This window comes from Bradyrhizobium sp. HKCCYLR20261 (assembly GCF_051168435.1).
In the GTDB taxonomy this organism is placed as follows: Bacteria; Pseudomonadota; Alphaproteobacteria; order Rhizobiales; family Xanthobacteraceae; genus Bradyrhizobium.
The window spans coordinates 40,429-55,398 of record NZ_JBNPUZ010000008.1 but is presented as its reverse complement, the minus strand read 5'-3'; the positions used below and the strand labels follow the sequence as shown (position 1 = coordinate 55,398).

The 14,970-nt window shown below is 65.2% G+C and carries 13 protein-coding genes; 7 read left to right on the top strand and 6 right to left on the bottom strand.

Features of this window, described 5'->3' with window-relative positions; genetic code table 11:
* Positions 1-13: 13 nt before the first annotated feature.
* The 3 genes from ACQR1L_RS20015 to ACQR1L_RS20005 form a co-directional block, all read right to left on the bottom strand.
* On the bottom strand, positions 14-820 hold the full coding sequence (locus tag ACQR1L_RS20015; RefSeq protein WP_434859643.1) for an enoyl-CoA hydratase/isomerase family protein: 807 nt from the start codon (positions 818-820) through the stop codon (positions 14-16).
* Between the two features lie 153 nt (positions 821-973).
* Positions 974-1,732: an SDR family NAD(P)-dependent oxidoreductase gene (locus ACQR1L_RS20010; RefSeq protein ID WP_434859642.1), complete on the bottom strand. Its 759-nt coding sequence runs from the start codon at positions 1,730-1,732 to the stop codon at positions 974-976.
* A gap of 57 nt (positions 1,733-1,789) precedes the next feature.
* On the bottom strand, positions 1,790-2,449 hold the full coding sequence (locus ACQR1L_RS20005) for a TetR family transcriptional regulator (protein WP_434859884.1): 660 nt from the start codon (positions 2,447-2,449) through the stop codon (positions 1,790-1,792).
* 155 nt (positions 2,450-2,604) lie between these two features.
* On the opposite strand from ACQR1L_RS20005, the gene ACQR1L_RS20000 reads away from it, so the two are divergent.
* The 4 genes from ACQR1L_RS20000 to ACQR1L_RS19985 all read left to right on the top strand — a co-directional run bounded on the left by ACQR1L_RS20000 (position 2,605) and on the right by ACQR1L_RS19985 (position 7,276).
* Positions 2,605-3,777 (top strand): acetyl-CoA C-acetyltransferase, encoded by a 1,173-nt coding sequence (locus ACQR1L_RS20000; RefSeq protein ID WP_434859641.1) that lies wholly within the window; start codon positions 2,605-2,607, stop codon positions 3,775-3,777.
* Between the two features lie 172 nt (positions 3,778-3,949).
* A complete protein-coding gene (locus tag ACQR1L_RS19995; protein WP_434859640.1) occupies positions 3,950-5,485 on the top strand; it encodes an acyl-CoA synthetase in 1,536 nt (511 codons plus the stop codon).
* A 236-nt stretch (positions 5,486-5,721) separates the two neighbouring features.
* Complete coding sequence (locus ACQR1L_RS19990; RefSeq protein ID WP_434859883.1) at positions 5,722-6,792, top strand: alpha/beta fold hydrolase; 1,071 nt, start codon at positions 5,722-5,724, stop codon at positions 6,790-6,792.
* 97 nt (positions 6,793-6,889) lie between these two features.
* A complete protein-coding gene (locus ACQR1L_RS19985; protein ID WP_315722176.1) occupies positions 6,890-7,276 on the top strand; it encodes a hypothetical protein in 387 nt (128 codons plus the stop codon).
* Between the two features lie 248 nt (positions 7,277-7,524).
* Here the strand turns inward: ACQR1L_RS19985 and ACQR1L_RS19980 are convergent, their stop codons facing one another.
* The gene (locus tag ACQR1L_RS19980; RefSeq protein ID WP_434859639.1) at positions 7,525-8,247 is read right to left on the bottom strand and encodes a hypothetical protein; all 723 of its coding nucleotides are present in this window, start codon (positions 8,245-8,247) and stop codon (positions 7,525-7,527) included.
* Positions 8,248-8,449: 202 nt separating this feature from the next.
* Here ACQR1L_RS19980 and mbfA point away from each other — a divergent pair, with 202 nt between their 5' ends.
* The 3 genes from mbfA to ACQR1L_RS19965 all read left to right on the top strand — a co-directional run bounded on the left by mbfA (position 8,450) and on the right by ACQR1L_RS19965 (position 11,578).
* Positions 8,450-9,421: an iron exporter MbfA gene (gene mbfA / locus ACQR1L_RS19975; RefSeq protein WP_434859638.1), complete on the top strand. Its 972-nt coding sequence runs from the start codon at positions 8,450-8,452 to the stop codon at positions 9,419-9,421.
* Between the two features lie 72 nt (positions 9,422-9,493).
* Positions 9,494-10,024 carry a cytochrome b gene (locus tag ACQR1L_RS19970; protein ID WP_434859637.1) on the top strand — a complete coding sequence of 177 codons (531 nt, stop codon included), beginning with the start codon at positions 9,494-9,496 and terminating at the stop codon, positions 10,022-10,024.
* A gap of 84 nt (positions 10,025-10,108) precedes the next feature.
* Positions 10,109-11,578 carry an amidase gene (locus ACQR1L_RS19965; RefSeq protein WP_434859636.1) on the top strand — a complete coding sequence of 490 codons (1,470 nt, stop codon included), beginning with the start codon at positions 10,109-10,111 and terminating at the stop codon, positions 11,576-11,578.
* 175 nt (positions 11,579-11,753) lie between these two features.
* Here ACQR1L_RS19965 and ACQR1L_RS19960 read toward each other — a convergent pair whose 3' ends face one another.
* On the bottom strand, positions 11,754-12,842 hold the full coding sequence (locus ACQR1L_RS19960; RefSeq protein WP_434859635.1) for a Zn-dependent alcohol dehydrogenase: 1,089 nt from the start codon (positions 12,840-12,842) through the stop codon (positions 11,754-11,756).
* 279 nt (positions 12,843-13,121) lie between these two features.
* Entirely contained in the window at positions 13,122-14,906 is a 1,785-nt protein-coding gene (locus ACQR1L_RS19955) for an acyl-CoA dehydrogenase family protein (protein WP_434859634.1), read from the bottom strand.
* Positions 14,907-14,970: the final 64 nt, after the last annotated feature.

The window sequence follows — 14,970 nt, the reverse complement described above, 5'->3', positions numbered from 1 at the left end:
CGGATCTTGATATCTAGCGGTTGGTATAGACCGGCTTGCGCTTCTGGAGAAAGGCTTCAATGCCTTCCTTGAAATCTTCCGAGCGGCTGCACAGCACCTGGTTGCGGTCTTCCATCGCGATGACAGCCTCGATCGATGAGGCATCGACGCTCATGTTGAGACATTCCTTCGACAGGCGGAGCCCGACCGGCGAGGCCGTCATCATGGCCTCGATGATCGGCGCAGCGGCGTCATCGAGCTGATCTTCTTCGACGATCTCCGACACCAGCCCGACCATCAGCGCGCGCTCGGCGCCGATGAAACGTCCGGTGAGAATGAGCTCGGAGGCGACGGAGACGCCGACGAGGCGCGGCAAAAAGTAGCTGGTGCCGATGTCGCAGCCGCCCAGACCGAGCTTGATGAAGGCGCAGTTCATGCGGGCCGAGCGCGTGGCAATGCGAATGTCGGCGGCGAGCGCCAGCGCGAAGCCGCCGCCGGCGGCCGCGCCTTGCACCAGCGCAATGATCGGCTGCGGACAGCGCCGCATCAGCATCACGATGTCGGCGATGCGGCGTTGCGAGTCCAGGGATTCGGTCACACCAGGCGGCTCGTTGACGCCGCCGCGCCGCTGCATCGCGGCCTTGAGATCGAGGCCGGCGCAGAAATTCTTGCCCGCGCCCTTGAGCACGACGACGCGCGTGGTGCGATTGCGCTGCAGGCTTTCGAAATAGGTATTAAGCGCGTCGATCAGCGCGGGATCGAGCGCGTTCAGGCTTTCCGGACGATTGAGCGTCACCCGGTCGACACCGTTGTCGTGCTCGATCAGCAGCGGTTGGGACATGGCGCGCGCTTTCCTCACCGTCATCCCGGCGAACGCCGGGATCCATAGCCACCGGCTTCATTGGTTAGGGCGCGGCGTCTGCCAGAGTGCTTCTCACAGACGCCGCGGAGTATGGGTCCCGGCTCAAGGCCGGGACGACAGCGGAGGTTGCCGTCAGCGCGGGGCCATGCGGATGGCGCCGTCGAGGCGGATGGTTTCGCCGTTGAGCATCGGGTTCTCGACGATGTGGACGGCGAGGTTGCCGTATTCCGAGGCGTCGCCGAGGCGGGCGGGATGCGGCACCTGGGCGCCGAGGCTCTTGCGCGCTTCTTCGTTCAGGCCCATCAGCAGCGGCGTCAGGAACAGGCCGGGCGCGATGGTGTTGACGCGGATCTTCTGGCTGGCGAGATCGCGCGCGGCCGGCAGGGTCAGGCCGACGACGCCGCCCTTCGACGCCGAATAGGCGATCTGGCCGATCTGGCCTTCATAGGCCGCGACGCTGGCGGTGTTGATGGCGACGCCACGCTCCTCGCCGATGGGCTCGGCGGTGACCAGGCGCTCGGCGAACAGGCGCAGCACGTTGAAGGTGCCGATCAGGTTGACGTTAATGATGCGCGCGAACTTCGCCAGCGGATAGACGCCGTCCTTGCCGACGATGCGCTGCGAGCCGCCGATGCCGGCGCAGTTCACCAGCACACGGGCGACGCCGTGCGCGGCCTCGGCCTTGGCGATGCCGGCCTTGACCTGCTCCTCATTGGTGACGTCGGCATGCAGGGCGACGCCCTTCAGTTCGGCCGCGACCTTCTCGGCATTCTCCAGGCTCTGATCGAGCACGGCGATCTTGGCGCCCTTCGCGGCCATGGCGCGCGCCGTGGCGGCGCCGAGACCCGAGCCACCGCCGGTGATGAGAACGGCAACGTTGTTCAACTGCATGGTTAGGTTTCCTCCGTGGATGTTTCTTGTTGGCGGCAAGGAGCGAGCGGCAAACACCTACTCGCCATTCGCCCTCTTCAATATCCCGCCGCAGATCAGCGCCTCCATGTGGGCGATGTACTGGCGGCAGACTTCGTCGGTGACAGGGCCGACGCCGATCGCGCGCGACATGGCGTGGCGGCCGAAGAACAGGTGATCGCAGGCGCCGATCAGGCTGGTGTAGAACAGCACGGGATCGACGGCGCGGAACTCGCCCTTGGCGATGCCCTCTTCGATCAGCCGGCGATGGAATTCCAAGAGCGGCGCGACGAAGAATTTCGATACCTCGTTGGCGGCGTCGGCGCTGCTCTCGTGCAGGAGATAGTGGATCAGCCGGTTCATGTAAGGAAACCGGTGATAGGCGCGGATGATGCCGCTGATGTGCAGCTTCAGCTTGGCGGTCGGCGGCAGGGGCTGCGCCAAGAGATATTCGAGATTGGCGACCTCAGTGGCCGCGTCGCGCGCGAGCAGCGCCAGCAGCAGGCCGTCCTTGTTGCCGAAATGGTATTTCACCAGCGCGGCGTTGGAGCCGGACTTTTGGGCGATATCGCTGAGCGAGATCTCGATCGAGGACCGCTGGATCATCAGCTCGCTGGCGGCATCCAGCAGCTTTTCCGCGGTGGCATTCCGCCCCACGGCAAGCTTCTCCGGCGCGCTGGTCTGCAGCTGAGGTCCCAAAACGGTGCCCACCTTGGACGTTTCCCACCTGATTGTTGGGGCCAGATAAGCCGAAGCCGGAGGCGATCTCAAGAGTTAATTGATCGATTGACTAAAGCTCAATCGCGCATTTAAATCCCTCCCAATCAACGAACCAAGTCTAGGGAGGAAACCTCATGGCGGAAGCCTATATCGTCGCGGCTGCGCGCACGGCCGGCGGTCGCAAAGGCGGGCGTCTGTCCGGCTGGCATCCGGCGGATCTGGCGGCGAAGGTGCTGGACGCGCTGGTCGAGCGCTCCGGCGCCGCGCCGGACCAGGTCGAGGACGTGATCATGGGCTGCGTCATGCAGACCGGTGAGCAGTCGACCAACATCGCGCGCAATGCGGTGCTGGCCTCGAAGCTGCCGGAGAGCGTGCCGGGCACCTCGATCGACCGCCAGTGCGGCTCGTCGCAGCAGGCGCTGCACTTCGCCGCGCAGGCGGTGATGTCGGGCGCGATGGATGTGGTGATCGCCGCCGGCGTGGAGTCGATGACGCGCGTGCCGATGGGCCTGTCCTCCACCTTGCCGGCGAAGAACGGCTTCGGGCACTACAAGAGCCCGAGCATGGAGAGCCGCTATCCGAACATCCAGTTCAGCCAGTTCACCGGCGCGGAGATGATGGCGGAGAAGTACGGTCTCTCGAAGGATGAGCTCGACGAATACGCCTATAACAGCCACCAGCGCGCGATCGCGGCAACGCAAGCCGGGCACTTCAAGGACGAGATCATCCCGCTGCAGATCACCCGCGCGGACGGCTCCACCGACACCCACCACATCGACGAGGGCATCCGTTTCGACGTCAGCCTCGACGGTATCAAGGGCGTCAAGCTGATTGCCGAGAACGGCAAGCTGACGGCGGCCTCCGCCAGCCAGATCTGCGACGGCGCCTCCGGCGTGATGGTCGTCAACGAGCGCGGCCTGAAGTCGCTCGGCGTCAAGCCGCTGGCGCGCGTGCACCACATGACCATGATGGGCGGCGATCCCGTCATCATGCTGGAAGCGCCGCTGCCGGCGACCCAGCGCGCGCTGCAGAAGGCCGGCATGTCGATCGACGACATCGACCTCTACGAGGTCAACGAGGCCTTCGCCTCGGTGCCGACCGCGTGGCTGAAGACCACCGGCGCCGATCCGAGCCGTCTCAACGTCAATGGCGGCGCGATCGCGCTCGGCCATCCGCTCGGCGGCTCCGGCACCAAGCTGATGACGACCTTGCTGCATGCGCTGAAGCAGCGCAACAAGCGCTACGGCCTGCAGACGATGTGCGAAGGCGGCGGCATGGCGAACGTGACGATCGTCGAGCGGCTGTAGCTCTCGCAACACCACCGGTGTCGTCCCGGCCTTGAGCCGGGACCCATAGCCACCGAAATCGATTTTGGGCGAGCTGGAGCCACAGCTCGCTCTCACCACAGGCCCCTGTGGTTATGGGTCCCGGCTCAAGGCCGGGACGACAGCTTTTTCCTAATTTAGCGGTGAGCCCATCATGACCCACCCGTCCATTTACGCCCAGAGCCATCCCGACAAGATCGCCTATCAGATGGCCGGCACCGGCAAGGCCATCACCTATCGCGAGCTCGACGAGCTCTCCAACCAGGGCGCCCAGCTGTTTCGATCGCTCGGGCTGAAGGCCGGCGACCACGTCGCCTTCCTGATGGAGAACCGGCTCGCCTTCATGGAGATCGCCTGGGCCGCGCAGCGCTCGGGCCTCTACTACACCGCGATCAGCCGCTACCTCACCAAGGACGAGATCGCCTATATCATCAAGGATTGCGGCGCCAAGGTCTTCATCACCTCGCCGAAATGCGCCGAGCAGGTGCGCGACCTCGTCACGGCTGACGGCCCGCTGTTCTTCATGGTCGACGAGCCCGAGCCCAGCTTTCGCTCCTGGGACAAGGAAGCCGGCGCGCAGCCCAGGACGCCGATCGCCGACCAGGTCGCCGGCTATGACATGCTGTACTCGTCGGGCACGACCGGGCGGCCGAAGGGCATCAAGAAGGATTTCGAGGGCAACCCGATCGATCAGCCGAACCAGTTCCTGCGCGTGCTCTGCGCCGACATGTGCGGCATGAACGCCGAGAGCATCTATCTCTCGCCGGCGCCGCTGTATCATGCGGCACCCTTACGCTTCAACATGATAGCGATCACGCTCGGCGGCACGTCGATCATCATGGAGCATTTCGACGCCGAGGAGTTCCTGAAGCTCGTCCAGACGTACAAGATCACGCAGTCGCAGCTGGTGCCGACGATGTTCGTGCGCATGCTCAAGCTGCCGGAGGATGTCCGCAAGCGCTACGAAGTCTCCACCCTGAAGGGCGCGATCCATGCGGCGGCGCCCTGCCCTGTCGACGTCAAGGCCAGGATGATCGACTGGTGGGGGCCGATCCTGATCGAGTACTATGCCGGCTCCGAAGGCAACGGCGTCACGGTCTGCACCTCCAAGCAATGGTTGGAGCATCGCGGCAGCGTCGGCCGGGCCGTGGTCGGCAAGATCAAGATCCTCGGCGAGGACGACCAGGAGATGCCGACCGGCGAGATCGGCACGGTGTATTTCGCCGATGCGCCTGTTTTCTCCTATCACAACGACCCGGAGAAGACGAAGCGCGCCTACAATGACAAGGGCTGGTCGACGCTGGGCGATGTCGGCTATCTCGATGCCGACGGCTTCCTGTATCTGACCGACCGCAAGTCCTACATGATCATCTCCGGCGGCGTGAACATCTACCCGCAGGAGACCGAGGACGTCCTGATCACGCATCCGGATGTCGCCGATGTCGCGGTGTTCGGCGTGCCGAACGAGGAGATGGGCGAAGAGGTCAAGGCCGTCGTGCAGCCGCACGACATGGCGCGCGCCGGCAAGGCGCTCGAGGAACAGCTGATGCTGTTCTGCCGCCAGCATCTGTCGCCGATCAAATGCCCGCGCTCGATCGACTTCGAGCCGGAGCTGCCGCGCACCCCGACCGGCAAGCTGGTCAAGCGCCACCTGCGCGAGCGCTATTGGCCGAAGAAGGGCGCGGCGTAGCTACAAGCAACGGAGTCGTCCCGGCCTCGAGCCGGGACCCATAGCCACCGTTGCAAGTTTTGCGAAGGCTGGAGCTGCCAGCACGCCTTCCCACGTTATCCTGTGGTTATGGGTCCCGGCTCAAGGCCGGGACGACACTGATGAGGGCCGCGATGATCTTTCCTTCCTCACTGCCACCGCTCCCTCTCCCTCCCACCATCCGCTCCCGCTTCGTCGACGGCATCAACGGCTTGCGCATGCACGTGCTCGAAGCTGGCTTCGAGACGCCCGGCCGGCCATGCATACTGCTGCTGCACGGCTTTCCCGAGCTCGCCTATAGCTGGCGCAAGGTGATGCCGGCGCTGGCGGCGGCGGGTTACCACGTGCTGGCGCCGGACCAGCGCGGCTATGGCCGCACCACCGGCTGGAGCGCCGACTATGACGGCGACCTCGCGCCGTTCCGCTTCACCAATCTGGTGCGCGATGCGCTGGGCGTCGTCTATGCGTTCGGCCATCGCCACGTCGCGGCGGTCGTCGGACATGATTTCGGCAGCCCGGTCGCGGCGTGGTGCGCCCTGATCCGCCCCGACGTGTTTCGATCGGTCGTGATGATGAGCGCGCCGTTCCCGGGCCCACCGGCGGCACCGTTCGACACCGCTGACCATGCTCTCGCTCCGTCCGAGGATCCCGTGCATCGCGAACTGGCCGCGCTATCTCGGCCGCGCAAGCACTATCAATGGTACTACTCGACGCGAGAGGCCAACGCCGACATGCATCGCGCGCCGCAGGGTCTGCATGCTTTCCTGCGCGCCTATTATCACCACAAGAGCGCGGATTGGCCCGACAACAAGCCTGCGCCGTTGCAGGCATGGACAGCGAGCGAGCTGTCGAAGCTACCGACCTACTACGTCATGGACCTGGACAAGACGATGGCCGAGACCGTCGCCGAGGTGATGCCTGACTCTGCGACGATCGCGGGCAATCGCTGGCTGCCGGATCATGAGCTCGCGGTCTACGCCGCCGAATATGAACGGACCGGCTTCCAGGGCGGCCTGCAATGGTATCGCTGCGGCACGTCAGGCCTGTTCGACGCGGAATTGCAGACATGGTCCGACCGCACCATCGACGTTCCGTCCGCATTCATCTCAGGGCTGCAAGACTGGGGCATCTACCAACGGCCCGGCGTGCTTGAAACGATGCAGTCCCGCGTGTGCACCAACATGATCCTGTGCGAGCTGATCGATCGCGCCGGACATTGGGTGCAGCAAGAGCAGCATGACAAAGTCAATGAGCTCCTGTTCACGTTCCTGAACAAATCGACAGCCTGATTTTGGACGCGTTGCGGCCTCACCAGGCGAATCGAGGAACGAACATTCGGGGTGCGACGTTTTGGCATCCGGGCGATGCGCATCAGGAGATGAATTCATGGATAAGAAGATCGCAGGCTTGTTGGGCGCGGTCGCCGCTGTCGGCGCGCTCGGCACGGGCCAGGCGTCAGCGGCTCCGGCCCCCACCGACGTGCTGAAGGCCAATTCCTACGCCGATCTGCTCGAGCCGATCCCGAATGCGGCCAAGGTGCTGCAGGCGCTCGACGAGCAGGCGCCGCCGGAGGCCGAGCCGAAGGTGCAGTTGGCGCAGTGGTACCATCACCACCATCATCATCACCACCATCACCATGGCTACTGGCGCGGCTATGGCTACGGCCCCGGCTATGGATATGGCTACGGTCCCCGGGTCTATGTGGTGCCGCGCCGGTACTACCATCACCACCACCATCATCACCATCACCACTGGTACTACGATCGCTATTGATCGTAGCAAGGTGAAGGCTGAGGGCGCTGACCATGAGGTCGGCGCCCTTTCGTTTGAGAAAGCGCTGAATAAGGTGCTGCCGCATCGCGAGGCTGCAGCTTGTTAGTCCGTCATGGTCGGGCTTGTCCCGCCTGCGCGACCGAAGCCGCTTCGGCGCGGCGAAGGCCCGGGTATGACGACGCGGAGAGAGGAGAGCGCAAAACTTCCAGGGCCGTATGCGATCGTCCTGCTTTCCTTTGGCGCGGGTCTCAGGACTTGCGCGCCTTCTCCTTCGCCGCGCGGTGGAGATGGCGGTAGGTGCCGTCGAACACGGTGTCGGTGCTCGACACCCATTCGGTCTCCTTGGCGAGCACCGGACGGCTGGCGTGGATGCGGCGCGACTGCAGCTCGCGCTCGGCGGCCTCGTCGGGGCTCATCGGCTCCACCGTGAAGTTGGCCTCCTCGGGAATCACGATCACCTGCGCGAACGGCTCGCCCGGACGGAAGATATGCGTGCGCCCCTCGGCCGGCGCCTTGAACACGCAGAAGAACAGCATCGGCCAGAAATTGCGCACCAGCGCCGGAACCGCGATCGGGCAGGTGTCGGTGCGGTCGGTGTAGAAGCGCGGATGCGGCTCGGTGCGGATCGCAAAGCCAGGCGGCACCTTGAGATCGATCAGGATCTGATAGGTGTAGAACGCATCGCCGAAATTGCGGAACGGCGGCCATTGCAGGCTCGGGCTCGGCGGCTCGCCCCAATCGCCCGACAGCTCCAGCTTGCCGTCGCGCGTCGTCACCTGCAGCTCGAAATCATACGGATAGAACAGCTCGATGCCGTATTGCGCGCCTTCGGAGAACGGCACGCAGTGCCAGACCTGCTCGTGCGAGCCATTCGCGCGCGGCTGCCGCTCGCCGGCCCAGCCCGGAATATCCATCCTGGTCCGTCGCGGCGCCAGTCTCGGATCATTCAGCCGGTATTTGACGCTGGTCATTGGAACTCCTTAGGTAGCCAAGCGGAAACGCGAACCGTGAATTTGCCCAGGGGTTCCCTGACTGGGGCCTGAATGCGACCTCACGAAAACGTTTCGCGACCACCGCGCGGCGGCAGTTTGACCGCGCTGCGGCAAAACCATATAGCGTTTAGAAACGTTCTAAACTCGACTGCGTTGAGAACGGCAATCCGGGGACCTTGGAATGAAGAATTTCGCCGACCTCACCGAGCGCGAGATCCTGGCGATCGCGATCTCGGCCGAAGAGGAAGACGGCCGCATCTACATGAGCTTCGCGGAAGACCTGGCGGAGCGGTATCCGGATTCGGCGAAACTGTTCGAGCAGATGGCCGAGGAGGAGAAGGGCCACCGCCACATGCTGCTCGAGCTCTACGAGGAGCGCTTCGGCAAGAACCTGCCGCCGATCCGGCGCGAGAACGTCAAGGGCTTCATGCAGCGCCGGCCGATCTGGCTGACCAAGAACCTGTCGCTCGACGCCATCCGCAAGGAAGTCGGCACCATGGAATTCGAAGCCGAGCGCTTCTATGCCAAGGCCGCCGAACAGGCCAAGGACGTCGGCGTGCGCCGGCTGCTCGGCGATCTCGCCGAGGCGGAGAAGGGCCACGAGAAGGTCGCCGCGCAACTGACCGACAAGATCCTCAGCCCGGACGTCCGGGACAAGGAAGACGAGACGCGGCGCCGCGTGTTCGTGCTGCAATATGTGCAGCCGGGTCTCGCCGGATTGATGGACGGATCGGTCTCCACGCTGGCGCCGCTGTTCGCGGCCGCCTTTGCCACGCATCAGAATTTCCAGACCTTCCTGGTCGGCCTCGCCGCCTCGATCGGCGCCGGCATCAGCATGGGCTTTGCCGAGGCGCTGTCCGATGACGGCTCGCTCACGGGGCGCGGGTCGCCGTGGCTGCGCGGCGCTGTCTGCGGCGCGATGACGACGCTCGGCGGCCTCGGCCATACGATGCCCTATCTGGTGCCGGACTCCTGGCCCAACGCGTTCTGGATCGCGACGGCGATCGCGTCTCTCGTCGTGTTCTTCGAACTCTGGGCCATCGCCTATATTCGCGCGCGCTACATGGACACGCCGTTCATGCAGGCCGTGTTCCAGATCGTGCTCGGCGGCATCATCGTGCTGGGTGTGGGAATATTGATCGGCGCAGCCTAGCATCGCCTCGGCAGGCGGAACGTCCAGCCACGGCGCCGATTGCGCCCCATCGATCGCAACGGAAGGCTCGTGATGACACCACGCCTGCACTACGGCACGCCCGCGAAGGTCCTGCATTGGCTGGTGGTGGCGCTGCTCGCCATCCAATATCCGATCGGCTGGCTGATGCCCGACCTGCACGCCAACACGCCGCCGGGCGCGCCGATGATCCTGCACGTCTCGTTCGGCCTCACCATTCTGCTGCTGATCGTGCTGCGCTTTGTCTGGCGGCTCACCCATCCCGTTGCGCCGGAAGGCTCGCTGCCGGCGTGGCAGCGGCTGAGCTCGGAGGCGGTGCATTGGATGCTCTATGTGATGGTGCTGGCGACGACCATCACCGGCTGGCTGTTTGCTTCCTATCGCGGCTGGAGCGTGTCGTACTTCTATCTGTTCCAGCTGCCGATGCTGGCGGCGCGCAATCCCGCCGGCAATCGCACCATCGACGGGCTGCACCAGGCGTCGGAGTGGCTGCTGCTGATCCTGATCGTCGTGCATGTCGGCGCGGCGCTGGCCCACATCTTCGTTTATCGCGACCGCGTCATGCAGCGCATGCTGCCCGGTTGACGGCGCGCCCTCCGCAATTTCGATCAAGCGCCTGCCGCGCACCTGGGGTAGAAAGGAACCTCCACGCGTACGGGGAGCAGGACCTTGGCTGCATCGCAATGGACGTTCGCAACCGCCGTCGAGACGGCAAAAGCTCTGGAACATCGAGAGGTCTCATCGGTCGAGCTGACTCAGCTCGCGATCGACCGCATCCAGCGACATGACGACAAGATCAACGCCGTGTGCGTGCGCGATTTCGACCGCGCGCTGGAGGCCGCCCGCGTGGCCGACGCGCGGCTGGCACGTGGCGAGCGCGCCCCGCTGCTCGGCTTGCCGCTGACGGTTAAGGAATCCTACAACGTCGCCGGCCTGCCGACGACCTGGGGCTTTCCGCAGCAGAAGAATTTCGTCGCGGCCGAGGATGCGCTGACGGTGACGCGCGTGAAGGACGCGGGCGGCATCGTGCTCGGCAAGACCAACGTGCCGCTCGGGCTCGGCGACTGGCAGAGTTACAACGACATCTACGGCACGACGAATAACCCTTACGATCTCGGCCGCACGCCGGGCGGCTCGTCCGGCGGATCGGCGGCGGCGCTCGCCGCCGGCTACGGCTCGCTGTCGCTCGGCTCGGATATCGGCGGCTCGCTGCGGGTGCCGGCGTTTCATTGCGGCGTCACCGCGCACAAGCCGACCTATGGCCTCGTGCCGACGCGCGGCCACACGCCGCCGCCGTTCCAGCCGCTGCCGAACGAGGCCGACCTCGCCGTGGTCGGCCCGATGGCGCGCTCGGCGGCTGATCTGTCGCTGCTGCTCGACGTGATGGCCGGCCCCGATCCGCTCGAAGCGGGCAAGGCGTATCGGCTGGAGCTGCCGCCGCCGCGGCATGCGCGACTGCAGGATTTCCGCGTGCTGGTGGTCGCTAGCGATCCGCTGCTGCCAACCGACAGCGCCGTGCGCGGCGCGATCGAGCGGCTCGCGGCTGATCTGGCGAAGGCCGGCGTCAATGTCGTGAGGAAAAGCCCGCTGCTGCCGGACTTCGCCACCACCAGCCGGCTCTATATGCGCCTGCTGCTCGGCTTCCTCGGCGCGACCATGCCGCCGCAGGTGCATGCCGAGGCCAGCCAGGCCGCCGCGCATTTGCCGAAGGAAGCGATGAGCCTCGCGGCCGAGCGGCTGCGCGGCCTCACGCTCAGCCATCGCGACTGGGTGCAGGCCAACAACGCCCGCTTCGGCCTGCGCGCGCAGTGGCGAGCCCTGTTCGCGCAGTTCGACGCGGTGATCTGCCCGATCATGCCGACGCCGGCATTTCCGCACGACCACTCGCCGGATCAGCGGGAGCGCCGCATCAAGATCGATGGCGTCGAGCACGACTACAACGACCAGCTCGCCTGGCCGGGCATCGCCACCCTGCCCGGCCTGCCGGCCACGCAGATTCCGCTCGGACTCGCCGACGGCCTGCCCGTGGGCGTGCAGATCGTCGGCCCCTTCCTCGAAGACCGCACGCCGATCAAGCTCGCCGAACTGATCGAGCGCGAGTTCGGCGGCTTCACGCCCCCACCGCTGTTTGCGGATTAGTCCGGTCTTCGAGTTATTCGGCGGCGTCTCACCCAACCTCTCCATTGTCATGGCCGGGGTTGACCCGGCCATCCATCGTTCGGGAGAGGATGGATGCCCGGGTCGAGCCCGGGCATGACGAGCAACTGATACGCAGGCCGCCACGTCTCAGCCACGTCACACGTGACCAAGCCCCCTACGCATCGAACATGATCACGCTGCGCAGCGTCTTGCCGGCCTTCATGTTGGCAAAACCCTCGTTGATCTCGGACAGCTTCAGCTTGGCGGAGATCCAGTCCTCCAGGTGCAGCTTGCCGCGCAGATAGAATTCGACCAGCCTGGGCATGTCGACGCGGAAGTGGTTGGAGCCCATCGACGAGCCCTGGATGCGGCGCTCGCGCAGGAAGTCGAAGCCGTGCAGCTCGATCTTCTGGCCAAACGGGATCATGCCGACGATGGTCGCGGTGCCACCCGGCGCCAGCATCGCGAAGGCCTGCTCCGCGGTCTCCTTGCGTCCGAGCACCTCGAAGGCGTGATGCACGCCGCCCCTGGTGAGTTCGCGCACCTGCGCCACGACGTCGCCATCGGCCGGATTGATGATGTCGGTGGCGCCGAGCTTCGTCGCAAGCTGCAGCTTGGCGGGGTTGGTATCGATGGCGATGATGCGCCCCGCGCCGGCGATCTCCGCGCCGTTGATCGCCGCCATGCCGACGCCGCCGCAGCCGATCACCGCGACGGTTTCGCCGGCCGTCACCCGCGCGGTGTTGACGACCGCGCCATAGCCGGTGATCACACCGCAGCCGATCAGCGCAGCGAGCTCGAGCGGCATGTCCTGGCGGATTTTCACGATCGCGTTCTCGTGCACCAGCATCTGCTCGGCGAAGGACGACAGATTGAGGAACTGGTGCAGCTTCTCACTTCGTCCCCACGACAGGCGGTTGGCGGCACCCGGCAGCATCTTCACCGTGGTGTCGGTGCACAGCACCGGCCGGCCCGTCGTGCAGTTGTCGCAGGTGCCGCAGAACACCGACAGGCAGGTGACGACATGATCGCCGGGCTTCACATAGGTGACGTCGGAGCCGACCTGTTCGACGATCCCTGCCGATTCATGACCGAGCACGGCCGGCAGCGGATGCGGATAGAGCCCTTCGATGAAATGCAGATCCGAATGACAGAGGCCGGCCACGCTCGTGCGGATCAGCACCTCGCGCGGGCCCGGCTTAGGGACGCTGATGTCCTCGATGACGAGCGGCTTGTTGACCTCCATCAGCACGGCGGCTTTCATTGACGTTCTCCCTGTTGTTTTCTTTTGCTACTCATCTGTTTCGACGCACTCGCCGCGCTCCCTCTCCCCGTCCTTCACGGAGAGAGGGTTGGGGTGAGGGGCAGCCGCACGAGTGGTGCGAATTAGTAAGACCTGTACCCCCTCACCCGGATTGCATCTGCCGATGCAATCCGACCTCTCCCCGCCCTAGCGAAGCTTCGCTTCGCCCTGGCGGGGCGAGGTAAGAACCGCGCCCGCGGCAACCACCTTGCTCATCACGACCATCCGACTGAAAGCAGCCTACGCCGTAGCTATCAGTTCGCCAACCTCCGCCATGGTCGCATCGTGCTCACCGAGCAGCAGCGTGGCAATCGTATCATCCGTCTTATTTTCCGCGAGCCGGAACGGATCTGACGGCGTCAGCCGATGATCAACAACCAACTTCGCCAGCAACAGCCGGCGTGCATCGCCACGCATCGCGTGGATGCGCGCGCTTTCCCAGGTGAGGGAGACGGCGCTCGCCGTGTGATACAGCAGGCTGGTGGCGCGGCGCGACTCCGCTTCGTTGTCGGCACGACCTGCCACCTCACGGGCAAAGCCGACCGCGCGATCGACAAGTCGATGCAGCTGATCGCGCCAAGCCTGCGGCACGGCGGCGCTGTCGTCGAGCCGCGCATGCAGATCGGCTGCCAGCGCCGCCTCCGCACCATGACGGCCGACCGCGCGCTTGAGTGCATCGAGCGCGACGATGTTGCCGGTACCTTCCCAGATCGAGCCGAGATGCGCATCACGCAACAGCCTGGAGGTGGCGAACTCTTCGACATAGCCGATGCCGCCGCGCATCTCCAACGCGTCGCCGCAGACCTTGCGGGCATCGCGGGTCGCGCGGAATTTCAAGGTCGGCGTCAGGATGCGCAAGAGCGCAGCGGCATCCTGGCTGCCGCCCTCGGCACGGTCGAGCGCATCGGCGGTGAGGAAGCTCATCGACAGCGCCTGCTCGGTCGGCAGCAATATCTTCAATAGTTGGCGACGGCCGAGCGGCAGGTCGACGATCCGCTGTCCGAACACGACGCGGTTGCGCGCGACCGTGATCGCATCATGCCAGGCGCGCCGCATCAGCGCCGTCGACTTGACGCCGTTGGACAGCCGCGAGGAGTTGACCATCTCGGCCATCTGCACGAAGCCGCGGTCGAGCCGGCCGACCGCGTAGGCGATCGCGCCCTCCAGCTTGATCTCACCCGACGCCATCGATCGGGTGCCGAGCTTCGCCTTCAAACGGACGATCCGGTAGCGGTTCTGGCTGCCGTCGTCGAGGAAGCGCGGCATCAGGAACAGGCCGACGCCGCGCGTGCCGAGCTCGGCGCCTTCGGGCCGCGCCAGCAGCATCACCACTTTCGCATCGGCGTTCGAGCAGAACCATTTCTCGCCGTGCAGCCGCCAGTGATCGCCCTCAGGCACGGCGACCGTCGTCAGCGTGCCGACATCGGAGCCGCCCTCCTTCTCCGTCATGAACTGGCCGCCCTGGGTCAGCTTGCGCATGTCGGTCTGCGTCAGGCCGTCGAGATATCTGGCCTTGAGCGCCTCGCTGCCGAAGCTCGAAAGCAGCTTGGCGCAGCCGTCGGTGACGTTGATCGGACAGCCGAGACCGAACTCCGCCTGATTGAACAGGAAGGTGAAGGCGTGCTTCGCGACAACAGGATATTTGCTCGGCCAGCCGAGAATGCCCTTGCGGATCGACATTGCGTGAATGCCGAACTCGCCGAACGCCGCGCGCTCCAGCTCGCGATAGGCCGGATGATATTCGATCCACTGCACGTCGCGGCCGAAGCGGTCGCGCTGATGCAGCACGGGCCCATGGCGGTCGGCGAGCCTAGCACATTCGTCGAGATAGCCGCCGGCAAGCTCGCCGAGCCGATCGAGGTGCGGCACCAGGTGACGAAACAGCGCGTCGGGCAGGTGGATGCGCAGGAGGTCCGCAAGCGCGGGATCGGCGCGATAGAAGTTCAGCCCGGTGGTATCGGGCGCCAGCAGCTCCGGCCTCTTCCCGCCCGTCATGACGTCGTCGCGCTTCAGGAACTGGTGCATGAGCGTTAAGCCCCCGTTCGTTTTCTCAAGTCTCTGATGGACTCTTCAGGTTGCATCTGATCGG